Source organism: Streptomyces sp. NPDC050674 (genome assembly GCF_040654575.1).
Taxonomy (GTDB): domain Bacteria; phylum Actinomycetota; class Actinomycetes; order Streptomycetales; family Streptomycetaceae; genus Streptomyces.
In genome coordinates, this window is the sequence record NZ_JBFAIG010000016.1 from 65060 (window position 1) to 80530 (window position 15471).

15 protein-coding genes are annotated in these 15471 nt (G+C 70.8%); all 15 read left to right on the forward strand.

Annotated features, from left to right (window positions below; genetic code table 11):
- Nucleotides 1–36: 36 nt before the first annotated feature.
- The 15 genes from AB0I06_RS25165 (at nt 37) to efp (ending at nt 15469) form a co-directional block, all read left to right on the forward strand.
- Nucleotides 37–1389 (forward strand): replication-associated recombination protein A, encoded by a 1353-nt coding sequence (locus tag AB0I06_RS25165; protein WP_363121104.1) that lies wholly within the window; start codon nt 37–39, stop codon nt 1387–1389.
- A gap of 306 nt (nt 1390–1695) precedes the next feature.
- Complete coding sequence (rpsD, locus tag AB0I06_RS25170; protein WP_010046470.1) at nt 1696–2310, forward strand: 30S ribosomal protein S4; 615 nt, start codon at nt 1696–1698, stop codon at nt 2308–2310.
- A 184-nt stretch (nt 2311–2494) separates the two neighbouring features.
- A complete protein-coding gene (locus AB0I06_RS25175; RefSeq protein ID WP_062925768.1) occupies nt 2495–2926 on the forward strand; it encodes a DUF948 domain-containing protein in 432 nt (143 codons plus the stop codon).
- A gap of 9 nt (nt 2927–2935) precedes the next feature.
- Nucleotides 2936–3289, forward strand: a complete 354-nt coding sequence (locus AB0I06_RS25180; protein WP_363121105.1) for a hypothetical protein — start codon at nt 2936–2938, stop codon at nt 3287–3289.
- Nucleotides 3289–5961, forward strand: coding sequence for an alanine--tRNA ligase (alaS, locus tag AB0I06_RS25185; protein ID WP_363121106.1), 2673 nt, complete (start codon nt 3289–3291; stop codon nt 5959–5961). Before AB0I06_RS25180 ends, alaS begins: the two co-directional genes overlap by 1 nt.
- Before the next feature lie 17 nt (nt 5962–5978).
- A complete protein-coding gene (gene ruvX / locus AB0I06_RS25190) occupies nt 5979–6443 on the forward strand; it encodes a Holliday junction resolvase RuvX (RefSeq protein WP_363121107.1) in 465 nt (154 codons plus the stop codon).
- A 123-nt stretch (nt 6444–6566) separates the two neighbouring features.
- On the forward strand, nt 6567–8285 hold the full coding sequence (mltG, locus tag AB0I06_RS25195) for an endolytic transglycosylase MltG (RefSeq protein WP_363121108.1): 1719 nt from the start codon (nt 6567–6569) through the stop codon (nt 8283–8285).
- The gene (locus AB0I06_RS25200) at nt 8266–9105 is read left to right on the forward strand and encodes a shikimate dehydrogenase (RefSeq protein WP_363121109.1); all 840 of its coding nucleotides are present in this window, start codon (nt 8266–8268) and stop codon (nt 9103–9105) included. Before mltG ends, AB0I06_RS25200 begins: the two co-directional genes overlap by 20 nt.
- Nucleotides 9106–9156: 51 nt before the next feature.
- Entirely contained in the window at nt 9157–9570 is a 414-nt protein-coding gene (locus AB0I06_RS25205; protein ID WP_363121110.1) for a hypothetical protein, read from the forward strand.
- Nucleotides 9571–9711: 141 nt separating this feature from the next.
- Entirely contained in the window at nt 9712–10896 is a 1185-nt protein-coding gene (aroC, locus tag AB0I06_RS25210) for a chorismate synthase (protein WP_363121111.1), read from the forward strand.
- Nucleotides 10893–11408 carry a shikimate kinase gene (locus tag AB0I06_RS25215; protein ID WP_363121112.1) on the forward strand — a complete coding sequence of 172 codons (516 nt, stop codon included), beginning with the start codon at nt 10893–10895 and terminating at the stop codon, nt 11406–11408. Before aroC ends, AB0I06_RS25215 begins: the two co-directional genes overlap by 4 nt.
- Complete coding sequence (gene aroB / locus AB0I06_RS25220; protein WP_363121113.1) at nt 11405–12496, forward strand: 3-dehydroquinate synthase; 1092 nt, start codon at nt 11405–11407, stop codon at nt 12494–12496. Before AB0I06_RS25215 ends, aroB begins: the two co-directional genes overlap by 4 nt.
- A 194-nt stretch (nt 12497–12690) precedes the next feature.
- Entirely contained in the window at nt 12691–13551 is an 861-nt protein-coding gene (locus AB0I06_RS25225; protein ID WP_363121114.1) for a Pro-rich N-terminal domain-containing protein, read from the forward strand.
- Between the two features lie 182 nt (nt 13552–13733).
- Entirely contained in the window at nt 13734–14849 is a 1116-nt protein-coding gene (locus AB0I06_RS25230) for an aminopeptidase P family protein (protein ID WP_363121115.1), read from the forward strand.
- Between the two features lie 53 nt (nt 14850–14902).
- Nucleotides 14903–15469 carry an elongation factor P gene (gene efp / locus AB0I06_RS25235; RefSeq protein WP_031138970.1) on the forward strand — a complete coding sequence of 189 codons (567 nt, stop codon included), beginning with the start codon at nt 14903–14905 and terminating at the stop codon, nt 15467–15469.
- The last annotated feature ends 2 nt before the right edge of the window (nt 15470–15471 follow it).

Genomic DNA, 15471 nt, shown 5'->3' on the forward strand with positions numbered 1-15471 from the left:
GCCGGACTGTCGGTGCCGTGAACTAGGGTTTCTGACGTGGAGCCCGACCTTTTCACCGCCGCCGCCGAAGAACGCCAGGAGAGGGAGCCGTCCAGCAGCCCCCTGGCGGTGCGGATGCGCCCGCGTACCCTCGACGAGGTCGTGGGCCAGCAGCACCTGCTGAAGCCGGGCTCACCCCTGCGCAGACTGGTCGGGGAGGCCTCCGGCCCGGCCGGACCCTCCTCGGTGCTGCTGTGGGGCCCGCCCGGCACCGGCAAGACCACCCTGGCGTACGTCGTCTCCAAGGCGACCGACGCCCGCTTCGTGGAGCTCTCGGCGATCACCGCCGGCGTCAAGGAGGTCCGCGCGGTCATCGACGGCGCCCGCCGCGCCTCCGGCGGGTACGGCAAGGAGACCGTCCTCTTCCTCGACGAGATCCACCGCTTCAGCAAGGCCCAGCAGGACTCCCTGCTCCCGGCCGTCGAGAACCGCTGGGTGACGCTCATCGCGGCGACCACGGAGAACCCGTACTTCTCGGTGATCTCGCCCCTGCTGTCCCGCTCCCTGCTGCTCACCCTGGAACCGCTGACCGACGAGGACATCAGGAGCCTCGTTCGCCGCGCCCTGACCGACGAGCGGGGTCTCAAGGGCGCCGTCACCCTCCCGGAGGAGACCGAGAGCCACCTCCTGCGCATCGCCGGGGGCGACGCCCGCCGCGCCCTGACGGCGCTGGAGGCGGCCGCCGGCGCCGCCCTCGACAAGGGCGAGGCGGAGATCGGCCTGACGACCCTGGAGGAGACGGTCGACCGGGCCGCCGTGAAGTACGACCGCGACGGCGACCAGCACTACGACGTGGCCAGCGCCCTGATCAAGTCCATCCGGGGCTCCGACGTCGACGCCGCCCTGCACTACCTGGCCCGGATGATCGAGGCCGGTGAGGACCCCCGCTTCATCGCCCGGCGCCTGATGATCTCCGCCAGCGAGGACATCGGCCTGGCCGACCCGACCGCCCTGCAGACGGCGGTCGCCGCCGCCCAGGCCGTCGCCATGATCGGCTTCCCCGAGGCGGCCCTCACCCTCAGCCATGCCACGATCGCCCTGGCCCTCGCGCCCAAGTCCAACGCCGCGACCACCGCGATCGGCGCCGCCCTGGAGGACGTGCGCAAGGGACTGGCCGGGCCCGTGCCGGCGCACCTGCGCGACAGCCACTACAAGGGCGCGACCAAGCTCGGCCACGGCCAGGGCTACGTCTACCCGCACGACCTGCCCGAGGGCATCGCGGCCCAGCAGTACGCGCCGGACGAGCTGAAGGACCGCGAGTACTACGAGCCGACCCGGCACGGCGCCGAGGCCCGCTACGCGGACGCCGTGGAGTGGACCCGGAAGAACCTCGGTCGAAAGCGGTCCTGAGCACCCTGTAAACTCGTGCGGAGTGCCGCGTCCCGTGCAGGTCAGAACGGGGCAGTCGGCCGGAGTCCCGATCCTCCGGGACCGGGCTCCAGGAGCGTCGCGCACCGTCGAACGGTGTCGCGGGCAGCCCACCACCATCCGTCGTACGACGGCACCGGTCGGTGGGCCACTCGCGTGCTGCACGTATGTGCCCAGACCAGGGGAGCGGCTGCCCACCGAGGTCCACCAGGACCGAGGCGGGTTTCCCCGGCTGCGGATGCGACCTCCCACAACCCTGACAAGCCGATACAACGAAAGCGAAAAACAGTGGCGAACCAGTCCCGCCCCAAGGTCAAGAAGTCGCGTGCCCTCGGCATCGCGCTGACCCCGAAGGCCGTCAAGTACTTCGAGGCCCGCCCCTACCCGCCGGGCGAGCACGGCCGTGGCCGCAAGCAGAACTCGGACTACAAGGTCCGTCTGCTCGAGAAGCAGCGTCTGCGCGCGCAGTACGACGTGTCCGAGCGCCAGCTCGTCCGTGCCTACGAGCGTGCCTCCAAGGTCCAGGGCAAGACCGGTGAGGCCCTGATCATCGAGCTGGAGCGCCGTCTCGACGCCCTGGTGCTGCGTTCGGGCATCGCCCGCACGATCTACCAGGCCCGCCAGATGGTCGTGCACGGCCACATCGCCGTCAACGGCAAGAAGGTCGACAAGCCCTCCTTCCGTGTCCGTCCGGACGACGTCGTGCAGGTCCGCGAGCGCTCCAAGGAGAAGACCCTCTTCACGATCGCTCGTGAGGGTGGCTTCGCCCCCGACGGTGAGACCCCGCGCTACCTCCAGGTGAACCTCAAGGCCCTGGCCTTCCGCCTGGACCGCGAGCCGAACCGCAAGGAGATCCCGGTGATCTGCGACGAGCAGCTCGTCGTCGAGTACTACGCCCGCTGATCCTCGGCAGGCACGCGGTACCTCAGCCCGCCGTCTCCCCACCTGTCCGGGTGGGCGAGGCGGCGGGCTTTCGCGGTTCCCCTGCTCCCGCGCGGGAAACCGGTACGGAGCGCAACCTCCGGCGCGATAGGCTCGTCGCACGACTTTTTCGATGTTCAGGCACGTTTCAGGGAGCGGGTGCACAGTGTCCGGTGGAGAGGTTGCCGGGATCCTGGTGGCCGTGTTCTGGGCGATCCTGGTCTCCTTCCTCGCCGTCGCGCTGGCGAGGGTGGCCCAGACGCTCAAGGCGACCACCAAGCTCGTGGCGGACGTGACCGATCAGGCCGTCCCGCTGCTGGCCGACGCGTCCGCGGCGGTGCGCTCCGCGCAGACCCAGATCGACCGGGTCGACTCGATCGCCTCCGACGTCCAGGAGGTCACGTCGAACGCCTCGGCACTGTCGACCACCGTCGCCTCCACCTTCGGCGGCCCCCTGGTCAAGGTCGCGGCCTTCGGCTACGGCGTGCGCCGGGCCCTGGGCGGCCGCAAGGAGGACGTGCCCGCCAAGGCGTCCAGGCGCACCGTGATCGTGGGCCGTACGGTCACCCGGCGCAGCGCCCGAGGGAAGAGGGACTGAGAGCCAGCGATGTTCCGCCGCACCTTCTGGTTCACCACGGGCGTCGCCGCCGGTGTGTGGGCCACCACCAAGGTCAATCGCAAGCTGAAGCAGCTGACCCCCGAGAGCCTCGCGAGAACCGCGGGCAACAAGGCGCTCGAGGCCGGTCACCGCATCAAGGACCGTGCCGTCGGCTTCGCGCTCGACGTCCGCGACAACATGGCCGTGCGCGAGGCCGAACTGAGCGACGCCCTCGGGATCAACGAGAACCCCGAGCTTCCCGCACCCCGGCGTCACATCGCCATCGAGAACCGCAACCACCCGAAGTACGTCGAGGGTTCGACGTACCAGACGTACCCGTACAACCGGAATGAGGACCACTGATGGAGTCGGCTGAGATTCGCCGCCGCTGGTTGAGCTTCTTCGAGGAGCGCGGTCACACCGTCGTCCCTTCGGCGTCGCTCATCGCGGACGACCCGACTCTGCTCCTCGTCCCGGCCGGCATGGTGCCCTTCAAGCCCTACTTCCTCGGCGAGGTCAAGCCGCCCTTCAGCCGCGCCACCAGCGTGCAGAAGTGCGTGCGCACGCCGGACATCGAGGAGGTCGGCAAGACCACCCGGCACGGCACGTTCTTCCAGATGTGCGGCAACTTCTCCTTCGGCGACTACTTCAAGGAAGGCGCCATCGAGCTCGCCTGGGAGCTGCTCACCAGCGCCCAGGACAAGGGCGGTTACGGCCTCGACCCCGAGCGCCTGTGGATCACCGTCTACAAGGACGACGACGAGGCCGAGCGCATCTGGCACGAGGTCGTCGGCGTGCCGAAGGAGCGCATCCAGCGCCTCGGCATGAAGGACAACTACTGGTCCATGGGCGTCCCCGGCCCCTGCGGCCCCTGCTCCGAGATCAACTACGACCGCGGCCCCGAGTTCGGCGCCGAGGGCGGCCCCGCCGTCAACGACGAGCGGTACGTGGAGATCTGGAACCTCGTCTTCATGCAGTACGAGCGGGGTGAGGGCATCGGCAAGGACAACTTCGAGATCCTCGGCGACCTGCCCAGCAAGAACATCGACACCGGCCTCGGCCTCGAGCGTCTCGCCATGATTCTGCAGGGCGTGCAGAACATGTACGAGATCGACACCTCGATGGCCGTCATCAACAAGGCCACGGAGCTGACCGGCGTCCGCTACGGCGACGCCCACGCCTCGGACGTCTCCCTGCGCGTGGTCACCGACCACATGCGCACCTCCGTGATGCTCATCGGCGACGGCGTCACCCCCGGCAACGAGGGCCGCGGCTACGTGCTGCGCCGCATCATGCGCCGCGCCATCCGCAACATGCGCCTGCTCGGCGCCACCGGTCCGGTCGTGAAGGACCTGATCGACACCGTGATCGAGATGATGGGCCAGCAGTACCCCGAGCTCATCACCGACCGCGAGCGCATCGAGAAGGTCGCCGTCGCCGAGGAGAACGCCTTCCTCAAGACGCTGAAGGCCGGCACCAACATCCTCGACACGGCCGTCACCGACACCAAGGCCGCCGGCGGCACCGTCCTGCCCGGCGACAAGGCCTTCCTGCTCCACGACACCTGGGGCTTCCCGATCGACCTCACCCTGGAGATGGCCGCCGAGCAGGGCCTGTCCGTGGACGAGGACGGCTTCCGGCGCCTGATGAAGGAGCAGCGGGAGCGCGCCAAGGCCGACGCCCAGGCCAAGAAGACCGGCCACGCCGGCGCCGGCGCCTACCGCGAGATCGCCGACCAGGCCGGTGCCACCGACTTCGTCGGCTACACCGACACCGAGAGCGAGTCCACGATCGTCGGCATCCTCGTCGACGGCGCCTCCTCCCCGGCCGCCACCGAGGGCGACGAGGTCGAGATCGTCCTCGACCGCACCCCGTTCTACGCCGAGGGCGGCGGACAGATCGGCGACACCGGCCGCATCAAGGTCGACACCGGTGCCGTCATCGAGATCCGCGACTGCCAGAAGCCGGTCCCGGGGGTGTACGTCCACAAGGGCGTCGTCCAGGTCGGCGAGGTCACCGTCGGTGCCAAGGCCCACGCCTCGATCGACGACCGCCGCCGCAAGGCCATCGCCCGTGCCCACTCGGCCACGCACCTGACCCACCAGGCCCTGCGCGACGCCCTCGGCCCGACGGCCGCCCAGGCCGGTTCCGAGAACCAGCCCGGCCGCTTCCGCTTCGACTTCGGTTCCCCGTCCGCCGTTCCGACGGCCGTGATGACCGACGTCGAGCAGAAGATCAACGAGGTGCTCGCCCGCGACCTCGACGTCCGCGCCGACGTCATGGGCATCGACGAGGCCAAGAAGCAGGGCGCCATCGCCGAGTTCGGCGAGAAGTACGGCGAGCGCGTGCGCGTCGTGACCATCGGCGACTTCTCCAAGGAACTGTGCGGCGGCACCCACGTGCACAACACCGCCCAGCTCGGTCTGGTGAAGCTGCTCGGCGAGTCCTCCATCGGCTCCGGCGTGCGCCGGATCGAGGCCCTGGTCGGCGTGGACGCCTACAACTTCCTCGCCCGGGAGCACACGGTCGTCGCCCAGCTCCAGGAGCTGATCAAGGGCCGCCCGGAAGAGCTCCCGGAGAAGGTCTCCGCCATGCTCGGCAAGCTGAAGGACGCCGAGAAGGAGATCGAGAAGTTCCGCGCCGAGAAGGTCCTCCAGGCCGCCGCCGGCCTCGCCGAGTCCGCCAAGGACATCCGCGGCATCGCTGTCGTGACCGGTCAGGTCCCCGACGGCACGACCGCCGACGACCTGCGCAAGCTCGTCCTCGACGTGCGTGGACGCATCCAGGGCGGCCGGGCTGCCGTCGTCGCTCTCTTCACGGTGGTGAACGGCAAGCCGCTCACGGTGATCGCCACCAACGAGGCCGCCCGCGAGCGTGGCCTCAAGGCCGGCGACCTGGTGCGCGCGGCTGCCAAGACCCTCGGCGGCGGCGGTGGCGGCAAGCCGGACGTCGCCCAGGGCGGCGGCCAGAACCCGGCCGCCATCGGTGACGCCGTGGACGCCGTGGAGCGTCTGGTCACCGAGACCGCCAAGTAAGAGACGGGTCGGACAGCATGCGCAGAGGACGTCGACTCGCGATCGACGTCGGGGACGCCCGCATCGGGGTCGCCTCGTGCGACCCCGACGGGATCCTCGCCACCCCGGTGGAGACGGTCCCGGGGCGTGACATCCCCGCAGCTCAGCGACGGTTGAAGCAACTCGTCGAGGAGTACGAGCCCATCGAGGTGGTGGTCGGTCTCCCGCGCTCCCTCAAGGGGGGCGAGGGCCCCGCCGCGGTCAAGGTCCGGGGCTTCACCCAGGAACTGGCCCGCCTGATCTCCCCGGTCGCGGTCCGACTCGTCGACGAACGCATGACGACGGTGACGGCCAGTCAGGGACTGCGTGCCTCGGGCGTGAAGTCCAAGAAGGGCCGGTCCGTCATCGACCAGGCGGCAGCGGTGATCATCCTGCAACAGGCCCTCGAATCCGAACGGGTGTCAGGTAAAGCACCCGGCGAAGGCGTCGAAGTGGTCATCTGATCGCGATACGGTAACGTTCCGCGCGATGCGACGGCATTCGAACAGCCGCCGCACAGCAAAGAGGCGGGACGGGAGCCGGGGCCGGAAGCCGCGCCACCGCCGCCTCGCGGCTCTAGGGGATCGATGACTGAGTATGGCCGGGGCCAAGGCTCCGAACCGTGGCATCCCGAGGACCCGTTGTACGGGGACGGCGGATGGGAGGGGCAGCAGGCCCAGCAGGGTCAGCAGTCCCCGTACGGCGGCCAGCCGCAGCACTACCCGCAGCAGCCGCAGCAGCCGCAGTACGGCGACTGGGGCACCGGTGACCAGGCCGGATACGGTCAGGCGCAGCAGCAGTACCCGTACGACCAGCAGTACGCGGCGCAGGCGCACGCGCACCAGCAGTACCCCGGACAGCCGGACGACGGACACCAGCAGGCCCAGGGCTACCACCAGCAGCCGTACGACAACGGCGGCTGGGCCGGCGAACCGCACCAGCAGGTCTCGTACCCCGGTGATCCCCAGGACCCGTACGGGCAGCAGGCCGGTGCGTACGGAGAGGGCCGGCAGGACTACTACGGCACCCCCGACGCGTACCCGCCCCCCGAGCCGCCCGGCCGGCGTGGGGTCGAGCCCGCGTCGGAACCGGAGACCGACTGGGACCCCGGACCCGACCAGGGCGAACACGCCTTCTTCGCGGGCGGGGACGACGATGACGACCGTGACGAGCCCGAGGGGCGTCGCGGCCGCGACGACAAGCGGGGACGCGGCGGCAAACCGAAGAAGCGCCGCAACGGCATGGCCTGCCTGCTGGTCGCGGTGCTCCTCGGCGGCGGCCTGGCCGGCGTCGGCTACTTCGGCTACCAGTTCTACCAGGATCGTTTCGGCGACGCCCCGGACTACGCGGGCGACGGCAACGGGCAGCAGGTGACGGTCGAGATCCCCAAGGGAGCACTCGGGTACAAGATCGGTCAGGTGCTGATGAAAGCGGGGGTCGTCAAGAGCGTCGACGCCTTCGTCGCCGCCCAGCAGAGCAACCCCGACGGCAAGAGCATCCAGGACGGCGTGTACACGCTGCAAAAGCAAATGTCGGCCGACAGTGCGGTCGAACTGATGCTCAGTCCCAAGAGCCGCGACAACCTGATCATCGCCGAGGGCAAGCGCAACGCCGACGTCTACCGCCTCATCGACAAGCGGCTGGGCGTCAAGGCGGGCACCACCGAGGCGGTCGCCGAGAAGGACTACAAGAAGCTCGGCCTGCCCGCCTGGGCGCAGAACCACCCGAACGTCAGGGATCCGCTCGAAGGGTTCCTCTATCCGTCCAGCTACGGCGTCAGCAAGGGGCAGAAGCCCGAGGCCGTGCTCAAGCAGATGGTGGCCCGGGCCACCGCGACGTACGAGAAGGCCGGCGTCGAGAAGAAGGCCAAGAGCCTGGGGCTCGAGAACCCGTGGCAGCTCGTCACCGTCGCGAGCCTCGTCCAGGCCGAGGGCAAGACGCACGACGACTTCCGGAAGATGGCCGAGGTGGTCTACAACCGCCTCAAGCCCACCAACACGGAGACCAACCAGCTGCTCCAGTTCGACTCGACCTTCAACTACCTGAAGAACCAGAGCAACATCCACATCAGCGAATCCGAGATCAACAGCAACAAGGACCCGTACAACACGTACACCAACAAGGGCCTGCCGCCGGGTCCGATCGACAATCCCGGGGACGTCGCCTTGCGGGCGGCCCTGAATCCGACGAAGGACGGCTGGATCTACTTCGTGGCGACCGACGGTGTGCACAAGACCGAGTTCGCCAAGGACTATGCGCAGTTCCAGAAGCTCAAGAGGAAGTTCGATGCCAGCACAGGCAACTGACGCCCGCCGTGCCGCGGTGCTCGGCAGCCCCATCGCCCACTCCCTCTCCCCGGTCCTGCACCGCGCGGCCTACCAGGAGCTGGGCCTGGAAGGCTGGACCTACGACAGGTTCGAGGTCGACGAGGCCGGGCTGCCCGGGTTCTTCGAGGCGCTCGGACCCGAGTGGGCCGGGCTCTCGCTGACCATGCCGTTGAAGCGGGCCGTGATCCCGCTGCTCGACGAGATCAGTGACACCGCCGCCTCGGTCGACGCGGTCAACACCGTCGTCCGCACCGCGGACGGCCGCAGCATCGGTGACAACACCGACATCCCCGGCATGGTCGCCGCCCTGCGTGAGCACGGCATCGACAAGGTGGACGCCGCCGCCGTGCTCGGCGCCGGTGCCACCGCCTCGTCCGCGCTGGCCGCGCTGTCCCGGATCTGCCCGGGCGAGATCGCCGTCTACGTGCGCAGCGAGGCCCGGGCCGCCGAGATGCGCCAGTGGGCCGAGCGGCTCGACGTCACCGTCCGCATCGCCGACTGGGCGGACGCCGAGCAGGCCCTGCACGCCCCGCTGGTGATCAGCACCACCCCGGCCGGTGTCACCGACACCCTCGCGCGGTCCGTACCGGAACGACCGGCCGCCCTCTTCGACGTCCTCTACGACCCCTGGCCCACCGACCTCGCCGCTCGCTGGTCGGCGTACGGCGGTGCCGTGGTCAGCGGCCTCGACCTGCTGGTGCACCAGGCCGTGCTCCAGGTCGAGCAGATGACGGGGCGGGCCCCCGCGCCCCTGGATGCCATGAGAAAAGCGGGCGAGCGGGCTCTCGTCGCCCGATAAGATCCGCTCCCGGTTCCGCAGGGGGCGGAACAGGGGAGGGGAGCATTCGTCATGTCCACAGGCCTGCCTCAGGCGTCCGTCAAGTCCCAGATATTCGAGTCCCTGCTGGGATTCCTGCCCGACTGGGTGCAGATCACGGTCCTGACCCTGATCGTGCTCGCCGTCGTGGCGTCCTGGGTCGTCAAGATCAAGCGCAAGATCGCCTACCGGCGGGCCGTCCGCACCGGGCAGCCGGTCCACGCCGCAGCCCAGTACGGACAGGGGCGCGGTGCGGACCACCTGGGGCAGTACGCGCCGCAGCAGACGCGGCCGGCCCGGCAGCAGGACAGCGGGGCCGACCACCTGGGGGCCTACGCGCCGCAGCAGGCCGCGCCCGCGCCGCAGTCCAGCGGTGCCGACTTCCTCGGGGCGTACGCGCCGCGGCAGCGCCAGGGCGAGGGTCCGTCCGCGAACGCGTCCGCTTGATGGACCGGCCGCAGGGCACAGGGCCCCGGCGTGGGAGGATCGGAGACGGCGGACCGGGCCGCGCACCCGGTCGTGCCGTCGCCGTACGCGACGAGGCGCGTACGCAGGGCAGTACCGAGGCGCGAGCACTGAGGAGCACCGTTGAGCAGGTTGCGCTGGCTGACCGCGGGGGAGTCCCACGGTCCCGCACTCGTGGCGACGCTGGAGGGTCTTCCCGCCGGCGTGCCGATCACCACGGACATGGTGGCGGACCATCTCGCGAGGCGGCGCCTGGGCTATGGACGCGGTGCCCGGATGAAGTTCGAGCGTGACGAGGTCACCTTCCTCGGCGGCGTCCGGCACGGCCTCAGCCTCGGCTCCCCGGTCGCGATCATGGTGGGCAACACCGAGTGGCCCAAGTGGGAACAGGTCATGGCCGCCGACCCGGTCGACCCGGAGATCCTCGACGGGCTCGCCCGCAACGCCCCGCTGACGCGCCCCCGGCCCGGCCACGCCGACCTCGCCGGCATGCAGAAGTACGGCTTCGACGAGGCCCGGCCGATCCTGGAGCGCGCCTCCGCCCGTGAGACGGCCGCGCGGGTCGCCCTGGGCGCGGTGGCCCGGTCCTACCTCAAGGAGACGACCGGCGTCGAGATCGTCAGCCACGTCGTGGAACTGGCCGCCGCGAAGGCGCCGCGGGGCGTCTACCCGACCCCGGCCGACGTCGAGAAGCTGGACGCCGACCCCGTGCGCTGCCTTGACGCCGACGCCTCGAAGGCGATGGTCGCCGAGATCGACCAGGCCCACAAGGACGGCGACACCCTCGGCGGCGTGGTCGAGATCCTGGCGTACGGCGTGCCGGTCGGCCTCGGTTCGCACGTGCACTGGGACCGCAAGCTGGACGCCCGCCTGGCCGGTGCCCTCATGGGCATCCAGGCGATCAAGGGCGTCGAGATCGGTGACGGTTTCGAGCTGGCGCGGGTGCCCGGCTCCAAGGCGCACGACGAGATCGTGAAGACGGACGACGGCATCCGCCGCACCTCCGGCCGCTCCGGCGGCACCGAGGGCGGCCTGACCACCGGCGAGCTGCTGCGGGTCCGCGCGGCGATGAAGCCGATCGCGACCGTGCCGCGCGCCCTGCAGACCGTGGACGTCACCACCGGCGAGCCGGCCCAGGCCCACCACCAGCGCTCCGACGTGTCCGCGGTCCCGGCCGCCGGCATCGTCGCCGAGGCCATGGTGGCCCTGGTGCTCGCGGACGCCGTGGCGGAGAAGTTCGGCGGCGACTCGGTGACCGAGACCCGCCGCAACGTGACGTCGTACCTCGACAACCTCGCCATCCGATGAGCGGTCCCCTGGTCGTCCTGGTCGGCCCGATGGGCGTGGGCAAGTCCACCGTCGGGCAGCTGCTGGCCGAACGGCTCGGCGTCTCCTACCGGGACACCGACGACGACATCGTCGCCGAACAGGGCCGGACCATCGCCGAGATCTTCGTCGACGACGGCGAGTCCGCCTTCCGCGCGATCGAGAAGGCGGCGGTGCACCGGGCGATCGCCGGGCACGACGGGATCCTGGCCCTGGGCGGCGGCGCGGTCCTCGACGACGACACCCGCGCGCTGCTCGCCGGGCAGCGCGTGGCGTACCTGTCGATGGACGTCGAGGAGGCGGTCAAGCGCACCGGCCTCAACGCGGCCCGGCCGCTGCTCGCGGTCAACCCGCGCAAGCAGTGGCGCGAGCTGATGGAGGCCCGCCGCCACCTGTACGAGGAGGTCGCCACGGCCGTGGTCGCCACCGACGGCCGGACCCCCGAAGAGGTCACCGAAGCCGTCCTGGACGCACTGGAGTTGAAGGAAGCATGAGCGAGGCAGTGACGCGGATCCAGGTCGGCGGCACGGCGGGCACCGACCCGTACGAGGTGCTGGTCGGCCGGCAACTGCTCGGCGAGCTCGCCGGGTTGATCGGCGACAAGGCCAAGCGGGTGGCGATCGTCCACCCCGAGGCGCTGGCCGAGACCGGTGACGCGCTGCGCGCCGACCTGGCCGAGCAGGGCTACGAGGCGGTCGCGGTCCAGGTACCCAACGCGGAGGAGGCCAAGACCGCCGAGGTCGCCGCCTACTGCTGGAAGGCGCTGGGGCAGTCCGGGTTCACCCGCACGGACGTCATCGTCGGCGTCGGCGGCGGCGCGACCACGGACCTCGCCGGGTTCGTGGCGGCCACCTGGCTGCGCGGAGTGCGCTGGATCGCCATCCCGACGACCGTGCTCGCCATGGTCGACGCGGCCGTCGGCGGCAAGACCGGCATCAACACCTCCGAGGGCAAGAACCTCGTCGGCGCCTTCCACCCGCCCGCCGGTGTGCTCTGCGACCTGGCCGCGCTGGAGTCCCTCCCGGTCAACGACTACGTCTCCGGACTCGCCGAGGTCATCAAGGCCGGCTTCATCGCCGACCCGGTGATCCTGGAGCTCATCGAGTCCGACCCCGAGGCCGCCCGCACCCCGGCCGGCCCGCACACCGCCGAGCTGATCGAGCGCTCCATCCGGGTCAAGGCCGACGTCGTCTCGTCGGACCTGAAGGAGTCCGGCCTGCGCGAGATCCTCAACTACGGGCACACCCTCGGCCACGCCATCGAGAAGAACGAGCGCTACAAGTGGCGCCACGGCGCGGCCGTCTCGGTCGGCATGCACTTCGCCGCCGAACTGGGCCGTCTGGCGGGCCGGCTGGACGACGCGACGGCCGACCGCCACCGCACCATCCTCGAAGCGGTCGGACTGCCCCTGCACTACCGGCACGACCAGTGGCCCAAGCTGCTGGAGACCATGAAGGTCGACAAGAAGTCCCGCGGCGACCTGCTGCGCTTCATCGTCCTCGACGGTCTGGCCAAGCCCACGGTCCTGGAGGGACCCGACCCCGCCGTGCTGCTCGCCGCCTACGGCGAAGTGGGCCAGTAAGTCCGGCGGCGCTCGTTCCGCCCGAAATCGCCTTGCGGGCCGGGCACTTCGGGCCGCCCCCGGCCGTTCACACATCGACGACCGGGGGCGGTACCGTTCGGACGGGGGTGCCCCCGCGCCCTTTAGGCTGTGGGGGAAAGCGGGCTCCCCCCGCTGTCAGCGCCCATCGCCTGTACGAGACGGAGTGGCACCGGATGCAGCACGCAGTGGGTTCTCCGCTGCCACCGCCCCACCGACCGGGGCACGGACCGGCCACCGGCTGGTCGTCGGCCGCACATCACCCGGTTCCGCCGAACCCGGGAGCGCACCAGGGCTCCGCGCCCGTGCCCCCGCCGCCTCCGGCACCGGGCTATCCGGCGCCCCCGCCCGGACCGGCCGCGGCCGTGCCGCCCTCCGGCCCGCCGGTGCCGGATACCACCGGTCATGTGCCGCTGCCGCCCGGCGGTCCGGTCGTCATGCCGACGGCCCCGCCCGCCGCGGCCGCCTCCGATCCCACCGCCACGACGCTCGCGGTGCTGCTCATCGGCCCCGCGGGTGCGGGCAAGACCAGCGTGGCCAAGTTCTGGGCGGACCACCGCCGAGTGCCCACGGCCCACATCAGCCTCGACGACGTCCGCGAGTGGGTCCGCTCGGGCTTCGCCGACCCGCAGTCCGGGTGGAACGACAACTCCGAGGCCCAGTACCGCCTGGCCCGCCGCACCTGCGGCTTCGCGGCGCGCAACTTCCTGGCCAACGGCATCTCGTGCATCCTCGACGACGCGGTCTTCCCCGACCGCCCGGTCGTCGGCCTCGGCGGCTGGAAGCGCCATGTGGGACCCGGCCTGCTGCCGGTCGTCCTGCTGCCCGGGCTGGACATCGTCCTGGAACGCAACGCGGAGCGCTCGGGCAACCGGCGGCTGTCGGACGAGGAGGTCGCCCGCATCCACGGCCGTATGGCCGGGTGGTACGGGTCCGGCCTGCCGATCATCGACAACTCCCAGCTGGACGTCCCGGAGACGGCGAGGGTCCTGGACGACGTCCTGGCCCGCTCCATCGCCAGCCCACCCCAGTGGTGAGCAGCGCCCCGTAGGGGCGCGGGGAACTGCGCGACAAAGCCCCCACACAGCCGCGGACGGCACACGACCCCGCGCGGCAAGCCGGCTCCCGGACAGCACCCCACCGGCCCGGACACACCAGACACCGCCCACTCAGACGCCCTCAACCAGCACAAAACCGGCGAAGCTCATACGCTCGGGTCATGTCAGAGGTGTACGCGGCCCGCCGGACGCGTCTGAGGGAATACTGCAACGCGGGCGGCAGCGCGGCGGCGCTGGTCTCCCGCCCCGCCAATGTGCGCTATCTCGCGGGCGCGGCCCCGCACGGCGCCGTCCTCCTGCTCGGCAGGACCGAGGAACAGGACCTCCTGGTGTGCGCCGGCCCGACGGCCGACCGCCCGGCCCAGGAGCGCCCCGACGAGGCCCTGCGCGTACAGCTCCTGCCCGGAGTCGGCGGCGGTGATCCGGCCGTCGCGGCCGCCCGCCTCGCCGAGGGGCAGGGTGCCGACTCGCTCGCCGTGGAGGAGCACCACCTCACCGTGGCCCGGCACCGGGCCGTCGGCTCGGTCGCCCCCGGGCTGCGCCTGGCGGGCCTCGGCAAGGCCGTCGAGCAGCTCAGGGTCGTCAAGGACGAGGAGGAGATCTCCTGTCTGCGCATCGGCGCCGAGATCGCCGACCAGGCCCTGGGCGAACTGCTGGAGTCGATCCTCGTCGGCCGCACCGAGCGCCATCTCGCCCTGGAACTGGAGCGACGGCTCGTGGACCACGGGGCGGACGGGCCGGCCTTCCCGACGTCCGTCGGCACCGGGCCGAACGCCGGGCGTCCCGGGCACCGGCCCACCGACCGCCGCGTCGAGGAGGGCGACTTCCTCTCCGTGTGCCTCGGCGCGACGTACCGCGGATACCGCTGCGAGATCGGCCGCACCTTCGTCATCGGCACGGCGCCCGCGGACTGGCAGATCGAGCTGTACGACCTGGTCTTCGCCGCCCAGCGCGCCGGGCGTGAGAGCCTGGTTCCCGGCGCCGCCTGCCGGGATGTCGACCGCGCCGCCCGTCAGGTCCTGGACTCCGCGGGGTACACGGAGGGCCTGACGATCCTGACCGGACACGGTGTCGGGCTCGAAATCGACGAGGACCCTCAATTGAATCCCGCGGCCATGGGTAAACTGGACGCTTGCGTGCCGGTCACCGTCGAACCGGGGGTCCACCTCCCGGGCCGGGGCGGTGTCAGGATCGATGACACGCTCGTCGTCCGCCCCGAGGCGGACGGCGGACCCGAGCTACTCACCATCACGACCAAGGAGCTGCTCGCCCTGTAGCCAGGCAGGCGCGTGCACCGGGGTCGTACGTCAGTCCAGGAGATTCCGCAACCGTGGCTTCCACGAACGACCTCAAGAACGGCATGGTGCTCAAGCTCGAAGGCGGCCAGCTCTGGTCCGTCGTCGAGTTCCAGCACGTCAAGCCCGGCAAGGGCCCGGCCTTCGTGCGCACCAAGCTCAAGAACGTGCTCTCCGGCAAGGTCGTCGACAAGACCTTCAACGCCGGCGTCAAGGTCGAAACGGCCACCGTCGACAAGCGCGACATGCAGTTCTCCTACATGGACGGCGAGTACTTCGTCTTCATGGACATGGAGACCTACGACCAGCTGCACGTCGACAGGAAGGCCGTCGGCGACGCCGCGAACTTCCTGATCGAGGGCTTCACGGCCACCGTCGCGCAGCACGAGGGCGAGGTGCTCTTCGTCGAGCTGCCGGCCGCCGTCGAGCTCGTCATCCAGGAGACCGAGCCGGGCGTCCAGGGTGACCGCTCCACCGGTGGCACCAAGCCCGCCATCCTGGAGACCGGGCACCAGATCAACGTGCCCCTCTTCATCACCACCGGTGAGAAGATCAAGGTCGACACCCGCACCAGCGACTACCTCGGCCGGGTGAACAGCTAACC